The organism is Modestobacter lacusdianchii, assembly GCF_054177765.1.
Map to the genome: position 1 here is coordinate 77,573 of NZ_JBJJTJ010000006.1, position 15,087 is coordinate 92,659.

Consider the following 15,087-nt stretch of genomic DNA (forward strand, 5'->3'; position numbering starts at 1 on the left):
GCGTGACCGGCGGCGTCGAGACGGGCTCGCCTTCTACTGCCGACAGCATGCACGGCTGCGGCTGAGGGAGTCCAGAGCCAGGCGACAGGGACCTCCGAAGACGCGGCACGTCCTGGACCGCCCGGTCCCGGCCGGGAGCAAATGGTGCCCGGATTGCGACTCCGTGAAGCCGTTGACCGCCTTCCCCACCACACCGGCGAGCCGGACCGGCCGGCACAGCTACTGCAAGTCCTGCCACAACGCGCGCGGGCGCGCGAGCCTCGCGAAGGTCGGCGGCTCCCGCTCATATCACCTCACGCGGCGGTACGGCATCACGGCGGATCAGGCCGATCAGATGCTCGCCGACCAGGGAGGGCTGTGTGGGCTCTGCCGCGCGGCGCCGGCGCATCATGTCGACCATGACCACGCGACGGGCGCAGTCCGCGACCTGCTCTGCTTCAACTGCAACGGCGGGCTGGGCCAGTTCAAGGACGATCCGGCGCTGCTACGAGCCGCCGCGCGCTACGTCGAGGCGCACAGCGCCGGCCGTGCGGCACAGGGCGACCCCGCGGTGCGAGCACTGGTCAGCCCGCCCCAGAGCCCGCCGGTAGTGTCGTCACAGCGGCCGCCGGGAGCACCTCCGAGGTGGCGGCGCACTCGACTGACCAGCACAGACGGCCGTCTCGGGACGGCAGGAGAGGTGGATGGGTGACCGACGCGTCAGCTGGCCGGAGCGGGTTCCCACCCGCCTACCTGGACCGGGTGGGCTCCTCGTTCACCGACTTCCTGGGCACCGCCGCCCCCGACCTGCTGCCCGGGCGCCGCACGCTGCCGGGCCTGCCGGTGGGTGAGCTGGCCCCGCACGCCACCACCATCGTCGCGGCCACCTTCGACGGTGGCGTGCTGATGGGCGGCGACCGGCGGGCCACGATGGGCAACCTGATCTCCAGCCGGGACATCGAGAAGGTGTACGCCGCCGACTCCTGGTCGGTCATCGGCATCGCCGGCGCGGCCGGCATCGCCATCGAGATGGTCCGGCTCTACCAGGTCGAGCTGGAGCACTACGAGAAGATCGAGGGCCTGACCATGTCCCTCGACGGCAAGGCCAACCGCCTCGCCGCGATGATCCGCGGCAACCTGGGCGCGGCGATGCAGGGCCTGGCCGTCGTCCCGCTGTTCGCCGGCTACGACCTGGACGCCGCCGAGGGCGCGAGCCCCGGCCGGATCTTCAGCTATGACGTCACCGGCGGGAACTACGAGGAGCGCGGCTACGCCTCGGTCGGCTCCGGCTCGCTGTTCGCCCGCAACTCACTGAAGAAGACGTGGCGCCCGGGGCTGTCGGCCGACGCCGCCACCCGCACGCTCGTCGAGGCGCTCTACGACGCCGCCGACGACGACTCCGCCACCGGCGGGCCCGACACGGTGCGCCGCCTCTACCCGATCGTCTACCGGGTCGACGCCGAGGGCGCCGTCCGGCTGCCGGACGACGAGGTCGCCGCCATCGCCACCACCATCGTCGCGGAGCGGTCCGCCGCGGACGGGCAGGGCTGAGCCATGACCATGCCGTACTACGCCTCCGCCGAGCAGGTCATGCGCGACCGCTCGGAGTACGCCCGCAAGGGCATCTCCCGCGGTCGCAGCGTCGCCGTCCTCACCTACGCCGACGGCGTCCTGTTCATCGCCGAGAACCCCAGCGCGACCCTGCACAAGGTCAGCGAGCTCTACGACCGGATCGGGTTCGCCGCGGTCGGCCGGTACTCGGAGTTCGAGAGCCTGCGGGTGGCCGGTGTCCGGCTGGCCGACGTCCGCGGCTACTCCTACAACCGGCGCGACGTCACCGGCCGGATCATCGCCAACGCCTACGCCCAGACCCTCGGCGCGGTCTTCACCGAGCAGATGAAGCCCTTCGAGGTCGAGCTGTGCGTCGCCGAGGTCGGCGACGGCCCGGAGACCGACCAGCTGTACCGGCTCACCTTCGACGGCTCGATCGTCGACGAGTCCGACTTCGTGGTGATGGGCGGCCAGGCCGAGGCGGTCACCAGCCACCTCCGCCAGCACTTCACCGCCGGCATGCCGCTGGCCGACGCCCTGCGGGTCGGTGTCCAGGCGCTGTCCGCGGTCAGCCCGGCCACCGCGGCCAACGGCGGCGCGCACGACCAGCTGCCCGCCACCCAGCTCGAGGTCGCCGTGCTCGACCGGCGGCGCCCCAAGCGGACCTTCCGCCGCGTCGTCGGCGCCGCGCTCGCCGCGCTGCTCTCCGACGAGCAGTCGGAGGCCCCGGAGACCGCACCGGCCGAGGCAGCGGCCACCCACGCGCCCAGCGCGCCGGCCCCGGGCACCCCGGCCGGGCTCGGCGACCCGAGCGCGGTCGACACCGCCGGCGGCACCGAGCGTGCCTCCGCCCAGCCCGACACCCAGGACGGCGTCGGCGGCGGCACCGACGGCGGCGCGCCGGACCCCGAGCAGTGAGCGGCGCGGCGCACTCGGCACACGAGCCGAGTGCGCCGCGGACGCCTACGCTCGGCGAGGTGGAACGACGGATCTTCGGCATCGAGACCGAGTACGGCGTCACGTGCACCTTCAAGGGCCAGCGCCGGCTCTCCCCGGACGAGGTGGCCCGCTACCTGTTCCGCCGCGTCGTCTCCTGGGGGCGCAGCTCCAACGTCTTCCTGCGCAACGGGTCCCGGCTCTACCTCGACGTGGGCAGCCACCCCGAGTACGCCACCGCCGAGTGCGACGACGTCACCGAGCTCGTCGTCCACGACAAGGCCGGCGAGCGGATCCTCGAGGGCCTGCTGGTCGACGCCGAGCAGCGGCTGGCCGAGGAGGGCGTCACCGGCGACATCTACCTGTTCAAGAACAACACCGACTCGGCCGGCAACAGCTACGGCTGCCACGAGAACTACCTGGTCGGTCGGCACGGTGAGTTCTCCCGGCTGGCCGACGTGCTCATCCCGTTCCTGGTCAGCCGGCAGACCGTGGTCGGCGCCGGCAAGGTGCTGCAGACCCCGCGCGGCGCCGTCTACTGCGTCAGCCAGCGCGCCGAGCACATCTGGGAGGGCGTCTCCAGCGCCACCACCCGGTCACGGCCGATCATCAACACCCGCGACGAGCCGCACGCCGACGCGGAGAAGTACCGCCGGCTGCACGTCATCGTCGGCGACTCGAACATGAGCGAGACGACGACCCTGCTCAAGGTCACCATCACCGACCTGGTGCTGCGGATGATCGAGCAGGGGGTGGTCATGCGGGACATGACCCTGGAGAACCCGATCCGGGCGATCCGGGAGATCAGCCACGACATGACCGGACGGCGCAAGGTCCGGCTGGCCAACGGCCGGGAGATGTCCGCGCTGGAGATCCAGCAGGAGTACCACGACCGCGCCGCGGAGTTCGTCGACCGGGAGGGCTACGGCCCGGTGCACCGGCAGATGCTCGAGCTGTGGGGTCGCACCCTCAAGGCGATCGACTCCGGTGACCTGTCGCTGATCGACCGGGAGGTCGACTGGGCGATCAAGCACCGGCTGATCGAGCGCTACCGCGCGAAGCACGACCTGCCGCTGTCCAGCGCCCGCGTCGCCCAGCTCGACCTCGCCTACCACGACATCCGCCGGACCCGCGGGCTGTACTACCTGCTGGAGAAGGCCGGCCAGGTCGACCGCGTGGTGCACGACCCCCGGATCTTCGAGGCCAAGAACGTGCCGCCGCAGACCACCCGGGCCAAGCTGCGCGGGGAGTTCATCCGCAAGGCGCAGGAGAAGCGGCGCGACTTCACCGTCGACTGGGTGCACCTCAAGCTCAACGACCAGGCACAGCGCACCGTGCTGTGCAAGGACCCGTTCAAGTCCGTCGACGAACGCGTGGAGAAGCTCATCGCCAGCATGTAGGCGACCGGGGCATGATCCGCTCGTGACCACGGGAGCGGATGGGCCGGCCGGCAGCGTCCCCGACGCGACGTACACCAGCCGGCCGCTCGGCCCGGACACCTGGGACGTCTTCGCCGAACTGGTGGAACGGAACAACGGCGTCTTCGGCGGGTGCTGGTGCATCGGCTGGCACCCCGAGCGGGGGCAGCGGGGGATCGACCACCGGGAGGTCAAGCAGCAGCGGGTGCTCAGCGACCGCGCGCACGCCGCGCTCGTCCTCGACCCGGACGGCGTGGCGCAGGGCTGGTGCCAGTTCGGCGACCCCGACGAGCTCCCGACCATCAAGCACCGGCGGGTCTACGAGCAGGACCCGCCGCCGCGCCCGGACTGGCGCATCACCTGCTTCTACGTCGACACCCGGCACCGCGGCCAGGGGATCGCGCGCGTGGGCCTGGCGGGTGCGCTGGAGCAGATCGCCGCCCGCGGCGGCGGGCTGGTCGAGGCCATCCCCGAGGTGACCGCCGGCCGCACGGCGCACGGGCGCTTCTTGTACAGCGCCACGGTCGAGCTCTTCGAGGCGCACGGTTTCGGTCGCGTCCGACAGGTGGGCAAGCACGCCTGGATCGTCAGCCGGGCGGTCGACCCGGCCTGACGGCGTGCCCCGGCCTGACGGCGTGCCCCGGCCTGACGGCGTGCCCCGGCCGGGCCGCCGGACCCTGCCGGAAGTCGGTCGCGACCGGGCGCCGGACGGGCCAGACTCGCCCGGATGCGCAGCGCACTGGTCACCGGCGTCAGCCGGCGCAGCTCCATCGGCTTCGAGGTCGCCCGGCGGTTGCTCGACCGGGGCGACCGGGTCGTCGTCCAGTCCTGGGCGCCGCACGACGCGGGGCAACCCTGGGGCGCCGACGACCTCGACGCCGTGCTGGCCGAGCTGGGCGACCCGCCGCACCTGAGCATCGACCTGGCCGACCCCGCGGCGCCCGCCCGGCTGGTCGCGGCCGCCCGGGACGCCGTCGGGCCACTGACCGCCCTGGTCGCCGCGCACGCCCGCAGCGCCGAGGGCCGGCTCGCCGAGGTGACCGCCGCGGAGGTCGACCTGTGCTTCGCGGTCAACGCCCGCGGCAGCCTGCTGCTCACCCAGGCCTTCGCCGCCCAGTACGACCCGGCCGCCGGGCCGGGGTCGGTCGTGCTGTTCACCTCCGGACAGCACCGCGGCCCGATGGCCGGCGAGCTGCCCTACGCGATCAGCAAGGGCGCGGTCCAGGCGATGACGCTGTCGTTGGCCGACGAGCTGATCGACCGCGACGTCACCGTCAACTGCCTGAACCCCGGGCCGACCGACACCGGATGGGCAGACCCGGCACAGGCCGAGCTCGTCCAGCGACTGATGCCGCGCGGCCGGTGGAACACCCCGGCGGAGGCCGCCGCGGTCGTCGCCTGGCTCACCGGACCGGACGCCCGCTCGGTCACCGGCCAGACGATCGACGCCGAGGGCGGTTTCCGCCGCTGGCGCTGAGCAGCCGGCCGTTCGACAGCCGGGCCGAGATCACCCACGGTCGAGCCGTTGTCCCCAACTCAACTGCTCAGCAGGGAAGACGGGAGAACAGCACCAGCGACCACGGAGCACGTCGTCCGTCAGGCCGGAGGTGGGCCGAACAGGGTCAGCTGGGCGGCGAACCGGCCGGCCGCCGCGGCGGCGAGGAAGTAGGCGTGGTCCTCGGCCAGCCCGCGCCCCATCGTCGACAGCCGCACCGGCAGGGCCGCCAGCGCGTCGTCCAGGCCGAGGGTGTCCACCCACTCCACGGTGTTCCGCTCCGGCTGGCCGGCGAGGTCCTCCTCGACCTGGTTGCCCAGGTCCGAGCCCAGCCCGCGGGGCGCGACGAGGGCGACCCCGCCGAGCGCGACCCGGCCGAACGCGGTCAGCGAGTGGTGCGACACCCCGCGGTGCCGGGGCCGCGGGTCGGCCTCGGAGATGCGCAGCGCTCCCACCGTGCGCCCGCCGAGCACGTGGACGGCGTTGCAGGCCTCACCGGCGGCGACCCCGGAGAACCCCCACGGCGTCCCGGTGCCCAGGTTGCCCGGGCCCTGGGTGACGATCGTGACGTCGGCGCCCAGCACGTGCCGGGCGGCGAGCAGACCGGTGTGCACGGTGACCGCCTCGACGTCCCCGCCGAAGGCCTGCCCGACGGTGACCACGCCGGCCAGCGACCCGGCGAGCGCGTCCAGCGTCCGGGAGAACGCCGCGGGCAGCGCGCCGCCGTCGGTCATCACGTAGGCCACCCGCAGCGCCGGGTCGGTGGCCTGCACGCCGGCCAGCACGGCGGGCAGCGCGGAGTGCAGGTCGGCGACGACGACCGGCATGCCGTCCAGGTCCTCGGCGGCGGCGATCGTCTCGTGGTGCGGGGTCTCCTGCTCGTCCACGCCCTGCACGGTCACCTGCAGCGGGGTGTACCGGCCCTTCACCAGGTGGCCGGGGCCCGTCGGGTCCGGGGGCAGCCGGTCGGGGACGGCGACGACGAGCGCGTACCCGCCGGTGCCCAGCCGCTGCGCCCAGGCGGTGGTGTTGAGCAGCACCTGGTCGCCGACCTCCGCCGTCCCGACGATCGAGGGGTGCGCCAGCGCCGTCAGGCTGCCGTCGCCGTCGACCTCGACGGTCATCTCCTGGGCGTCCCGCCAGGACCGGCCGAGCTCGGTCACCCGGCCACGACGCCAGCGGATCCGCGGACCGGGGGCGGGGGAGGGGGGAGTGCTCACCCGGGCAGGCTAGCCAGCGGGCCGGGTTGCCGCCGAGCCGTAACCTGTCCGCGTGGCAGCCAAGCGGGCAGAACGACTGGTCAACCTGGTCATCGCCCTGCTCGGCACCCGGCAGTACGTCTCCGCGGCCAAGATCCGGGCCACCGTCCCCGGGTACGAGCCGGACGACGGCACCGAGCGGGCCGACGAGGCGTTCAAGCGGATGTTCGAGCGGGACAAGGCCGAGCTGCGGGAGATCGGCGTCCCGCTGGAGACCGGCCGCACCAGCGTCTTCGACACCGAGGACGGCTACCGGATCGCCCGCACCGACTACGAGCTGCCCGAGATCACGCTGACCGGTGAGGAGGCGGCCGCCGTCGGCCTGGCGCTGCGACTGTGGCAGTCCGCCCAGCTCGCCGGGGCGGCGCAGAGCGCGCTGGTCAAGCTGCGCGCGGCCGGGGTGGACGTCGACCAGACCCGGGGCATCCCGATCCAGCCGCGGCTGGACGCCGGGGAGCCCGCCTTCGAGCCCTGCTACGCCGCGGCCCGCGACCGCCGCGAGCTGACCTTCGACTACCGCCGTCCCGACGCCGACAAGGCCAGCCGCCGCCGGGTGCAGCCCTGGGGTGTGGTCGCCTGGCACGGCCGCTGGTACCTGGTCGGCCACGACCTCGACCGGCAGGCACCCCGGGTGTTCCGGCTGTCCCGGGTGACCGGCACCCCCAGGCCCAGCGGCCCGGTCGGGGCCTTCGAGCCCCCGGCCGACCTCGACCTCGCCTCGGTGGTGGCCGGCTCCGAGCGCCGGGAGGAGCAGCTCGTCGTCGTCCGTGCCCGGCCGGGCACCGCCATCGGCCTGCGCCGGCACGCCGTCCCGCTCGGCCCCGCCGAGGACGGGGACGACCGGCTCGAGCTGCGCACCACCGAGCCCTGGTCGCTGGCCGACGAACTGGCCGCCTACGGGCCCGACGTGCTGGTCGAGGCGCCGCGGCGGATGCGGGAGGCCGTCGTCGAGCGGCTCACCCGGCTCGCCGCCCTGGACGGTGCGGCATGACCGCCCCCAGCACCGCCGAGCGGATGACCCGGCTGCTGGCGCTGGTGCCCTACCTGCAGGCCCGCCCGGACGGCGTCCGGCTGGCCGACGCGGCCGCCGACTTCGGGGTGACCGAGGCCCAGCTGCGCCGCGACCTGGACCTGCTGTGGGTCTGCGGCCTGCCCGGGCACGGCCCCGGCGACCTGATCGACCTGGCGTTCGAGGGCGACCGGGTACGGGTCACCTTCACCGCCGGGATGGTGCGGCCGCTGCGGCTGACCACCGACGAGGCGGTCGCGCTCATCGTGGCGCTGCGCACCCTGCTGGAGCTGCCCGGGCTGGCCGAGGGCGAGGCGGTCAGCCGGGCGCTGGCCAAGGTCTCCGCGGCGGCCGGGCACCCGGCCGAGGTCCGGGCGCCGGTGGCGGTCAGCGTCGGCGCCCGCGAGCAGTCGCTGTCCGTCGTCCGGGACGGCCTGGAGCGCCGGCGGGCCCTGCACCTGCACTACTACGTGCCCAGCCGGGACGAGCGCACCGAGCGCACCGTCGACCCGATGCGGCTGCTGCTGGTCGACGGGCACTGGTACCTGGAGGCCTGGTGCCGGGGAGCCGAGGGCGTGCGGCTGTTCCGGCTCGACCGGATCGACGAGGTCGCCGTGCTCGACGAGCCCGCCGCCCCGCCCCCGCAGGCCCACGAACGCGACCTGGACGACGGCCTCTACCAGCCCGGCGCCGAGGCGCCTGTGGTGCGGCTGCGGCTGGCCCGCACCGCCCGCTGGGTCGCCGACTACTACCCGGTCGAGGAGCCGGCCGAGGTCACCGACCCGCCCGGTGGGCTGGCCGTCTCGGTCCGCACCTCCGACCTGGCCTGGGCCCGCCGCCTGGTCGCCTCCCTCGGGGGCGCGGCCGTCGTCGACGAGCCCGTCGAGCTGGCCGGGCAGGTGGCCGCCGAGGCCCGGGCCGCGCTGGCCCGCTACGCCGACTGAGCACCGGGCCGGCAGCTAGGGTCGTCCCGTGCTGCTGACCGTGTGGATCGTCGTGGCGGTTCTCGCCGTGCTCGTGCTGGGTGTCCTCGGCTACGGCCTGCTCGGCGCCGCCGGGCGGCTGGACCGGGAGCTGCGCGCCCTCGAGCGCGACGTCCGGCCCGTGCTCGCCGAGGCCCAGGCCACGGCGGAGCGGGCCGCCGCGCAGCGCGCCGAGCGCTCGGCGACGACCGACTGAACCCCAGGTGGACGGCGCGCGTACAGCCGTCCGCGACCCTGGACCGCCTCATCTCCACGCGTAGAGTCGGCCGGGCACGCCCCACCACGACTCGGAGGAGTCCGATGAACCTCGGCCCGATGGAGATCGGCCTCATCATCCTGGCCGTCCTGCTGCTGTTCGGTTACAAGAAGCTGCCCGACGCCTCCCGCTCGATGGGTCGCTCGATGCGCATCTTCAAGAGCGAGATGAAGGGCATGAAGGACGACGACGTCCGCGCCAAGGACGAGGCCCGCACCTCGCCGGTCACCGGCCAGATCGTCGCCCCCTCGGTGACGCCGTCGGCCGTGGACTACGAGGCCGAGGCCGCCGCCGCCGAGGCGCGGGCCGCCGAGGCCCGGGCACGTGCGGAGAAGGCGCGCGCGTCGGCTGCCGCCGACAGCAACCGCTGAACCCCAGCACCGACTGCTGCCGCCCATGACCCTGGCAGGGCGAGTGCGTGACCGTCGACCGCGGCGTCCCGAACGGGACGCCGCGGCGACGATGAGCCTCATCAGCCACCTCCGCGAGCTGCGCAACCGGATCGGCATCGCGCTGTTCTTCGTGCTGATCGGCACCGCGGTGGCGTTCTGGTGGTACGAGCACGGCCTGGGTGCGTTCATCCGGGCGCCGTACTGCGGTCTCGACCCCGACCTGCGCGGGCTGCCCGGCCAGGCCGACGGTGACTGCGACCTGGTGATCACCAACGTCCTCGGTGGCGCACTGATCCGTCTGAAGATCAGCTTCATCGTCGGCGTCGTGCTGTCCGCGCCGTTCTGGCTCTACCAGCTGTGGGCGTTCCTCACCCCGGGTCTGAAGAAGAACGAGAAGCGCTACGGCGTCGGCTTCGTCGCCGCCTCCACCACCCTGTTCGCCCTCGGTGCGGCCCTGGCCTACGTCTCGCTGGACAAGGGCCTGGCACTGCTGCTCGGCCTGGCCGGTGACGGCGTGACCGCCCTGCTGACGGCGGAGGAGTACATCGGCTTCGTCATCTCGCTGCTGGTCGCCTTCGGCGTCAGCTTCGAGCTGCCACTGATCGCGGTCGCGCTGAACCTGATCGGCGTCCTGTCCCACGGCGCGCTGGCCAAGAGCCGCCGGTGGATCTACTTCCTCACCATCGTCTTCGCCGCCTTCATCACGCCCACCCAGGACCCGTTCACCATGCTGGCGATGGCGGCCCCGATGTGTGTGCTCTTCGAGATCGCCATCCAGTTCGCGCGGATCGTCGACAAGCGGCGCGCGAAGCGGGAGGCCGAGCAGGGCCTCACCGGCCTGGACGACGACGAGGCCTCCCCGCTGATCGACGGCCCGAGCGCGCTGGACACCACCCCGAGCCCGCTCGACCTCACGCCCAGCCGACTCGACGAGCCCACCCACACCCAGCGCTGACCCGCACCCGCCGTCCCGGTCGGCCGTGCCCGCTCGCGGCCGACCGGGACGACGGCTGTGCTGGCGCACCTGGCCGGGGCGGACGGCGTCCGAGCCGAGGTGGGCGAGCGCGCATACGGTGGGGGCATGTCCAGCCCGGCTGAGCGGTACGCGGCTGCGCGCCGGCGTAATGCACACCCCACCCTGTCGGACTTCACCGCCGAGCTCGGGTTCTCCCTGGACCCCTTCCAGGTCGAGGCCTGCGAGGCGCTGGAGGAGGGGTCGGGGGTGCTGGTCTGCGCGCCGACCGGTGCCGGCAAGACCGTCGTCGGGGAGTTCGCCGTCCACAAGGCGCTGCAGGAGGGCCGGAAGGCCTTCTACACGACGCCGATCAAGGCGCTGTCGAACCAGAAGTACAGCGACCTGTGCGACCGGTACGGCGCGGCGAAGGTCGGGCTGCTCACCGGCGACAACGCGATCAACGGCGACGCCCCGGTGGTGGTGATGACCACCGAGGTGCTGCGCAACATGCTCTACGTCGACTCCCCGGCGCTCACCGACCTCGGCTACGTCGTCATGGACGAGGTGCACTACCTCGCCGACCGGTTCCGCGGCGCTGTCTGGGAAGAGGTGATCATCCACCTCCCCGAGCACGTCCGGCTGGTCTCGCTGTCGGCCACGGTGAGCAACGCCGAGGAGTTCGCCGACTGGCTGGTCACCGTCCGCGGGGACACCCGCGTCGTGGTCAGCGAGGTCCGGCCGATCCCGCTGTGGCAGCACATGCTGGTCGGCGGGCGGGTGTTCGACCTCTTCGCGCTGCGCCCGGCGGCGCACGCGGGGGAGTGGGAGCAGACCCCGCGCGGGCTGTCGACCCGGGAGCGCGGCCGGGCCGTCGTCGACCCGGAGCTGGTGCGGTACGTGCACGAGCAGGAGCGCCGCTTCGACAGCTGGTCCGGCGGCGGGGGCGGCACCCGCGGCGGGTTCAGCCACAAGCCGCGCTACCGGCCGCCGTCCCGGCCCGAGGTGATCGAGCGGCTGGACCGGGCCGGGCTGCTGCCGGCGATCACCTTCGTGTTCAGCCGCAACGGCTGCGACGCCGCGGTGCACCAGTGCCTTGCCTCGGGCATGCGGCTCACCGACGAGACCGAGCGCGCCGCGATCGCCGAGGTCATCGACCGCCGCACCGGCTCGCTGCCGGAGGAGGACCTGCACGTCCTGGGCTTCTGGGAGTGGCGCGAGGGGCTGCTCGCCGGGTTCGCCGCCCACCACGCCGGGCTCGTGCCGGTGTTCAAGGAGACGGTCGAGGAGTGCTTCGTCCGCGGCCTGGTGAAGGCGGTGTTCGCCACCGAGACCCTGGCGCTGGGCATCAACATGCCGGCCCGCACCGTCGTCCTCGAGCGGCTGGTGAAGTGGAACGGCGAGGCGCACACCGACGTGACGCCGGGGGAGTACACCCAGCTCACCGGCCGGGCCGGGCGTCGCGGCATCGACATCGAGGGCCACGCCGTCGTCGTCTGGGCGCCCGGCGTCGACCCGGCGGTGGTGGCCGGGCTGGCCAGCACCCGCACCTACCCGCTGCGCTCCTCCTTCCGGCCCAGCTACAACATGGCCGTCAACCTGGTCGGGGCCTTTGGCCGCGACCGCGCCCGGGAGCTGCTCGCGTCGTCCTTCGCGCAGTTCCAGGCCGACCGGTCGGTCGTCGGCCTGGCGCGGTCGGCGGCGCGCCACGAGGAGGACGCCGCCCGGCTGCTCAAGGAGATGAACGGCGGGCTCAGCGCCGCCGTGCTGGACGTCGCTGGCTACGCGAAGCTGCGGATGGAGATCTCCGAGCGGGAGAAGGCGCTGTCCCGCGACTCGCAGGCCAAGCGGCGGCTGGAGGCCGCCGAGTCACTGGCCGCGCTGCGGGCCGGCGACGTCATCCGGGTGCCCACCGGGCGCCGGCAGGGGCTCGCCGTCGTGCTCGACCCGGGCATCACCGAGCTGACCGACCCCCGGCCGCTGGTGCTCACCGAGGACAAGTGGGCCGGCCGGCTGGGCTCGGTGGACTTCCCGACCCCGGTGACCGCGCTGGCCCGGGTCAAGGTGCCGAAGAACTTCAACCACCGCAGCCCGCACGCCCGGCGCGACCTCGCCTCCACCCTGCGCAACGCCCGGGCGGAGAACGACCTCGGCGCGCGCCGGACCCGGGGCCGCTCGGCGGCCGGCGACGACCCCGTGCTGGGCGACCTGCGGCACGCGCTGCGCGCGCACCCGGTGCACTCGCTGCCCGACCGCGAGGAGCGCGTCCGGGCCGCCGACCGGTGGCTGCGGGAGGTGCGGGACGCCGAACGGCTGCGCCGGGAGATCGCCCAGCGCACCGGCTCGCTGACCGAGCAGTTCGACCGCACCTGCGACGTGCTGCAGGAGCTGGGGTACCTGCGGCCCGAGCCCGCCGGCCGCCCGGTGCCGGCCGAGGGCGGCACCCCGCCGGACGAGTCCGCGGTGGTCTCCGACGCCGGACGGCGGCTGGCCCGCATCTGGTCGGAGACCGACCTGCTGACCGCCGAGTGCCTGCGCGCCGGCGTCTTCCGCGGGCTGACCCCCGCCGAGCTGGCCGCCGTGGTCTCGGCCCTGGTGTTCGAGGCCCGCCGGGAGAGCGCCGCCCAGCCGTCGGTGCCGGCGGGCAAGGTGGCCGGGGCGCTCGCCGAGATGCGCCGGGTGCACAGCCGGCTGGCCGACACCGAGCGGGAGCACGGCGTGCCGGTCACCCGGGAGCTCGACCTCGGCTTCGTCTGGGCCGCCTACCGGTGGACCGACGGGCAGACCCTCGACCGGGTGCTGGACGGCGCCCAGCAGGCCGGCACCGAGCTCTCCGGCGGGGACTTCGTCCGGTGGGCCCGCCAGCTGGTCGACCTGCTGGACCAGCTGGCCAAGGTGGCCGACGAGCCGCTGGCCGGCGTCGCCCGGTCCGCGGTGGGCCGGGTCCGGCGGGGCGTGGTGGCCGTGGCGGTGAGCGGATGATGCGGTCCTGGGTCGGTCAGCACAGCGGAGCCCGGTGGCGCCGGGCCGGGCACCGGAACGAGGAGCGACGATGAGCCAGCCACCGCCGGACGACGACGCGCCGGACGGCCGGGCGGCCGCGCCGGGCTGGGGGCCGCCGTCCCCGGGCGGCTGGGGTCCGCCGCAGGGCGAGGCCGCCGGCTCAGGCTGGGGCCCGCCGCAGGGTGGGTCGGCCCCCTCGGGCTGGGGCCCGCCCTCGGGTTGGGGCCCGCCCTCGGGTTGGGGCCCACCGTCGCGTCCTGCTCCGTACCCGGGGGGCCAGCACGGGCAGCCCGGACACCACGGCAGCCAGTACGGCCAGCCCCCGCAGCACGGGCAGCCCGGCCGCTACGGGGAGCCCTCGCCGCACGCCGCGCAGCCCGGCCAGTGGGGCCAGACCCCGCAGCACGGACAGCCCGGCCAGTGGGGCCAGACCCCGCAGCACGCGCAGCCCGGCCAGTGGGGCCAGACCCCGCAGCACGCGCAGCCCGGCCAGTACGGCCGGCTGCCGCAGCACGCCGGCCAGCGCCCGCAGCCCGGCCAGTACGGGGCTCCGGCCCCCGGCTGGGGCCAGCCGGGCTGGGGTCAGCCGGGCTGGGCGCCGCCGCAGCCGGACCGCCGGCGCCGGCGCGGCCGCAACGGGTCGCTGGTCTCCCTCCTGGTCGTCCTGGCCGCGGTGCTGGTGTTCGTCCTGGTCACCGGGCCGACCCGCCTCGACCCCGGCTCGGTGGAGCAGCAGGTGAGCGAGCAGTTCGAGCAGCGCGAGGGGGTGGCGCTGGACCTGACCTGCGACCAGGAGATGGACGTGCGGGCCGGTGCCAGCTACCAGTGCTCGGGAACGACCGCCGACGGTGAGCGGGTGCCGGTCACCATCGCCGTCACCAGCGAGGACGGCGACTTCACCTGGCAGGCCGGCTGAGCCGCACCCTCAGCCCAGGACGTCGTCCGGCCAGCCCAGTGCGGCGCCCAGCCGGCGCACCGAGCTCTGCAGGCCGTGCGCCTCGGCGAGGTCGGCCAGCGCTCCCGGGTCGGCGGGGCGGCGGGGGAGCTCGCCGTCCACCGGGGGGAGGTCGATGGAGGTGACCACGGAGACCACCTCGGGCGCGGCGTCCAGGTAGGCCCCGGCCGCGGCCAGCTTCTTGAGCACCGCGGCGGTCAGGGGCGGCTCGGGCACGACTGTGCGGGCCGCCGCCGCACGGATGCCGGCCAGCGAGCCGAACTCGTTGATCAGCGCGGCCGCCGTCTTGGCGCCCACCCCGGCCACGCCGGGCAGCCCGTCGCTGGGGTCACCGCGCAGCACCGCGAAGTCGGCGTAGGCGCGCCCGGGGATGCCGTACTTGGCCGCGACCGCCGCCTCGTCGACGAACTCCAGGTCGTTGATGCCGCGGTTGGTGTAGAGCACCCGCACGCCCCGCGCGTCGTCCACCAGCTGGAACAGGTCGCGGTCGCCGGTGACGACGTCGACCGGCCCGCGGGCGCGGGTGGCCAGGGTGCCGATCACGTCGTCGGCCTCGTAGCCGGGCGCCCCGAGCCGGGTCACCCCCGCGGCGGCGAGCACCTCGACCAGCACGGGCACCTGGGGGCCGAGCTCGTCGGGCACCTCCTCGCCGCCCTCGGCGGCCACCCGGTGGGCCTTGTAGCTGGGCAGCGCCGCCACCCGGAACGCCGGCCGCCAGTCGTCGTCCCAGCAGGCCACGAAGCGGTCGGGGCGGTGCGCGACGACCAGCCGGGCGCTCATGTCCAGGAAGCCGCGGACGGCGTTGATCGGCCGGCCGTCGGGGGTGGTGACACTGGTGGGCACGCCGTAGAAGGCGCGGAAGTACAGGCTCGCCGCGTCCAGCAGCATCGTGGTCACGC

15 protein-coding genes are annotated in these 15,087 nt (G+C 74.5%); 13 read left to right on the forward strand and 2 right to left on the reverse strand.

The genetic code is table 11. The features are described 5' to 3' along the window. Window positions 1-163 precede the first annotated feature (163 nt). From ACJTNH_RS06060 to ACJTNH_RS06085, 6 genes are all read left to right on the forward strand, one after another. Entirely contained in the window at window positions 164-691 is a 528-nt protein-coding gene (locus tag ACJTNH_RS06060) for an endonuclease VII domain-containing protein (RefSeq protein WP_458173606.1), read from the forward strand. After that, window positions 688-1,530 (forward strand): proteasome subunit beta, encoded by an 843-nt coding sequence (gene prcB / locus ACJTNH_RS06065; protein WP_458173608.1) that lies wholly within the window; start codon window positions 688-690, stop codon window positions 1,528-1,530. Before ACJTNH_RS06060 ends, prcB begins: the two co-directional genes overlap by 4 nt. A 3-nt stretch (window positions 1,531-1,533) precedes the next feature. Further along, entirely contained in the window at window positions 1,534-2,448 is a 915-nt protein-coding gene (gene prcA, locus ACJTNH_RS06070; RefSeq protein WP_458173610.1) for a proteasome subunit alpha, read from the forward strand. 59 nt (window positions 2,449-2,507) lie between these two features. Continuing rightward, window positions 2,508-3,866 (forward strand): Pup--protein ligase, encoded by a 1,359-nt coding sequence (pafA, locus tag ACJTNH_RS06075; protein WP_458173612.1) that lies wholly within the window; start codon window positions 2,508-2,510, stop codon window positions 3,864-3,866. A 22-nt stretch (window positions 3,867-3,888) separates the two neighbouring features. Further along, window positions 3,889-4,497: an N-acetyltransferase family protein gene (locus ACJTNH_RS06080; RefSeq protein WP_458173614.1), complete on the forward strand. Its 609-nt coding sequence runs from the start codon at window positions 3,889-3,891 to the stop codon at window positions 4,495-4,497. A gap of 114 nt (window positions 4,498-4,611) precedes the next feature. After that, a complete protein-coding gene (locus ACJTNH_RS06085; protein ID WP_458173616.1) occupies window positions 4,612-5,361 on the forward strand; it encodes an SDR family oxidoreductase in 750 nt (249 codons plus the stop codon). A gap of 119 nt (window positions 5,362-5,480) precedes the next feature. On the opposite strand, the gene ACJTNH_RS06090 is transcribed toward ACJTNH_RS06085, so the two are convergent. After that, window positions 5,481-6,599: a DUF3866 family protein gene (locus ACJTNH_RS06090; RefSeq protein ID WP_458173618.1), complete on the reverse strand. Its 1,119-nt coding sequence runs from the start codon at window positions 6,597-6,599 to the stop codon at window positions 5,481-5,483. 52 nt (window positions 6,600-6,651) lie between these two features. Between ACJTNH_RS06090 and ACJTNH_RS06095 the strand changes: the two genes are divergently transcribed. From ACJTNH_RS06095 to ACJTNH_RS06125, 7 genes are all read left to right on the forward strand, one after another. Beyond that, entirely contained in the window at window positions 6,652-7,629 is a 978-nt protein-coding gene (locus ACJTNH_RS06095; protein ID WP_458173620.1) for a helix-turn-helix transcriptional regulator, read from the forward strand. Next, window positions 7,626-8,591, forward strand: coding sequence for a helix-turn-helix transcriptional regulator (locus ACJTNH_RS06100; RefSeq protein WP_458173622.1), 966 nt, complete (start codon window positions 7,626-7,628; stop codon window positions 8,589-8,591). The genes ACJTNH_RS06095 and ACJTNH_RS06100 overlap by 4 nt, the downstream gene beginning before the upstream one ends. A 28-nt stretch (window positions 8,592-8,619) precedes the next feature. Further along, a complete protein-coding gene (locus ACJTNH_RS06105; protein ID WP_458173623.1) occupies window positions 8,620-8,826 on the forward strand; it encodes a hypothetical protein in 207 nt (68 codons plus the stop codon). 104 nt (window positions 8,827-8,930) lie between these two features. Further along, window positions 8,931-9,257, forward strand: coding sequence for a Sec-independent protein translocase subunit TatA (gene tatA, locus ACJTNH_RS06110; protein WP_458173625.1), 327 nt, complete (start codon window positions 8,931-8,933; stop codon window positions 9,255-9,257). A 43-nt stretch (window positions 9,258-9,300) separates the two neighbouring features. Next, entirely contained in the window at window positions 9,301-10,233 is a 933-nt protein-coding gene (gene tatC, locus ACJTNH_RS06115) for a twin-arginine translocase subunit TatC (RefSeq protein ID WP_458173627.1), read from the forward strand. Between the two features lie 126 nt (window positions 10,234-10,359). After that, window positions 10,360-13,212 carry a DEAD/DEAH box helicase gene (locus ACJTNH_RS06120; protein ID WP_458173629.1) on the forward strand — a complete coding sequence of 951 codons (2,853 nt, stop codon included), beginning with the start codon at window positions 10,360-10,362 and terminating at the stop codon, window positions 13,210-13,212. A gap of 70 nt (window positions 13,213-13,282) precedes the next feature. Continuing rightward, the gene (locus ACJTNH_RS06125; RefSeq protein WP_458173631.1) at window positions 13,283-14,149 is read left to right on the forward strand and encodes a DUF4333 domain-containing protein; all 867 of its coding nucleotides are present in this window, start codon (window positions 13,283-13,285) and stop codon (window positions 14,147-14,149) included. A 9-nt stretch (window positions 14,150-14,158) separates the two neighbouring features. Here ACJTNH_RS06125 and ACJTNH_RS06130 read toward each other — a convergent pair whose 3' ends face one another. Next, on the reverse strand, window positions 14,159-15,076 hold the full coding sequence (locus ACJTNH_RS06130) for a 5'-3' exonuclease (protein WP_458173829.1): 918 nt from the start codon (window positions 15,074-15,076) through the stop codon (window positions 14,159-14,161). Between the last annotated feature and the right edge of the window lie 11 nt (window positions 15,077-15,087).

Excerpts from the sequence above, each read along its gene's own strand:
- prcA (WP_458173610.1), top strand. The coding sequence starts at position 1,534 with ATGACCATGCCGTACTACGCCTCCGCCGAGCAGGTCATGCGCGACCGC.
- ACJTNH_RS06085 (WP_458173616.1), top strand. The coding sequence starts at position 4,612 with ATGCGCAGCGCACTGGTCACCGGCGTCAGCCGGCGCAGCTCCATCGGC.
- ACJTNH_RS06100 (WP_458173622.1), top strand. The coding sequence starts at position 7,626 with ATGACCGCCCCCAGCACCGCCGAGCGGATGACCCGGCTGCTGGCGCTG.
- tatA (WP_458173625.1), top strand. The coding sequence starts at position 8,931 with ATGAACCTCGGCCCGATGGAGATCGGCCTCATCATCCTGGCCGTCCTG.
- ACJTNH_RS06120 (WP_458173629.1), top strand. The coding sequence starts at position 10,360 with ATGTCCAGCCCGGCTGAGCGGTACGCGGCTGCGCGCCGGCGTAATGCA.
- ACJTNH_RS06125 (WP_458173631.1), top strand. The coding sequence starts at position 13,283 with ATGAGCCAGCCACCGCCGGACGACGACGCGCCGGACGGCCGGGCGGCC.
- ACJTNH_RS06130 (WP_458173829.1), bottom strand. The coding sequence starts at position 15,076 with ATGCTGCTGGACGCGGCGAGCCTGTACTTCCGCGCCTTCTACGGCGTG.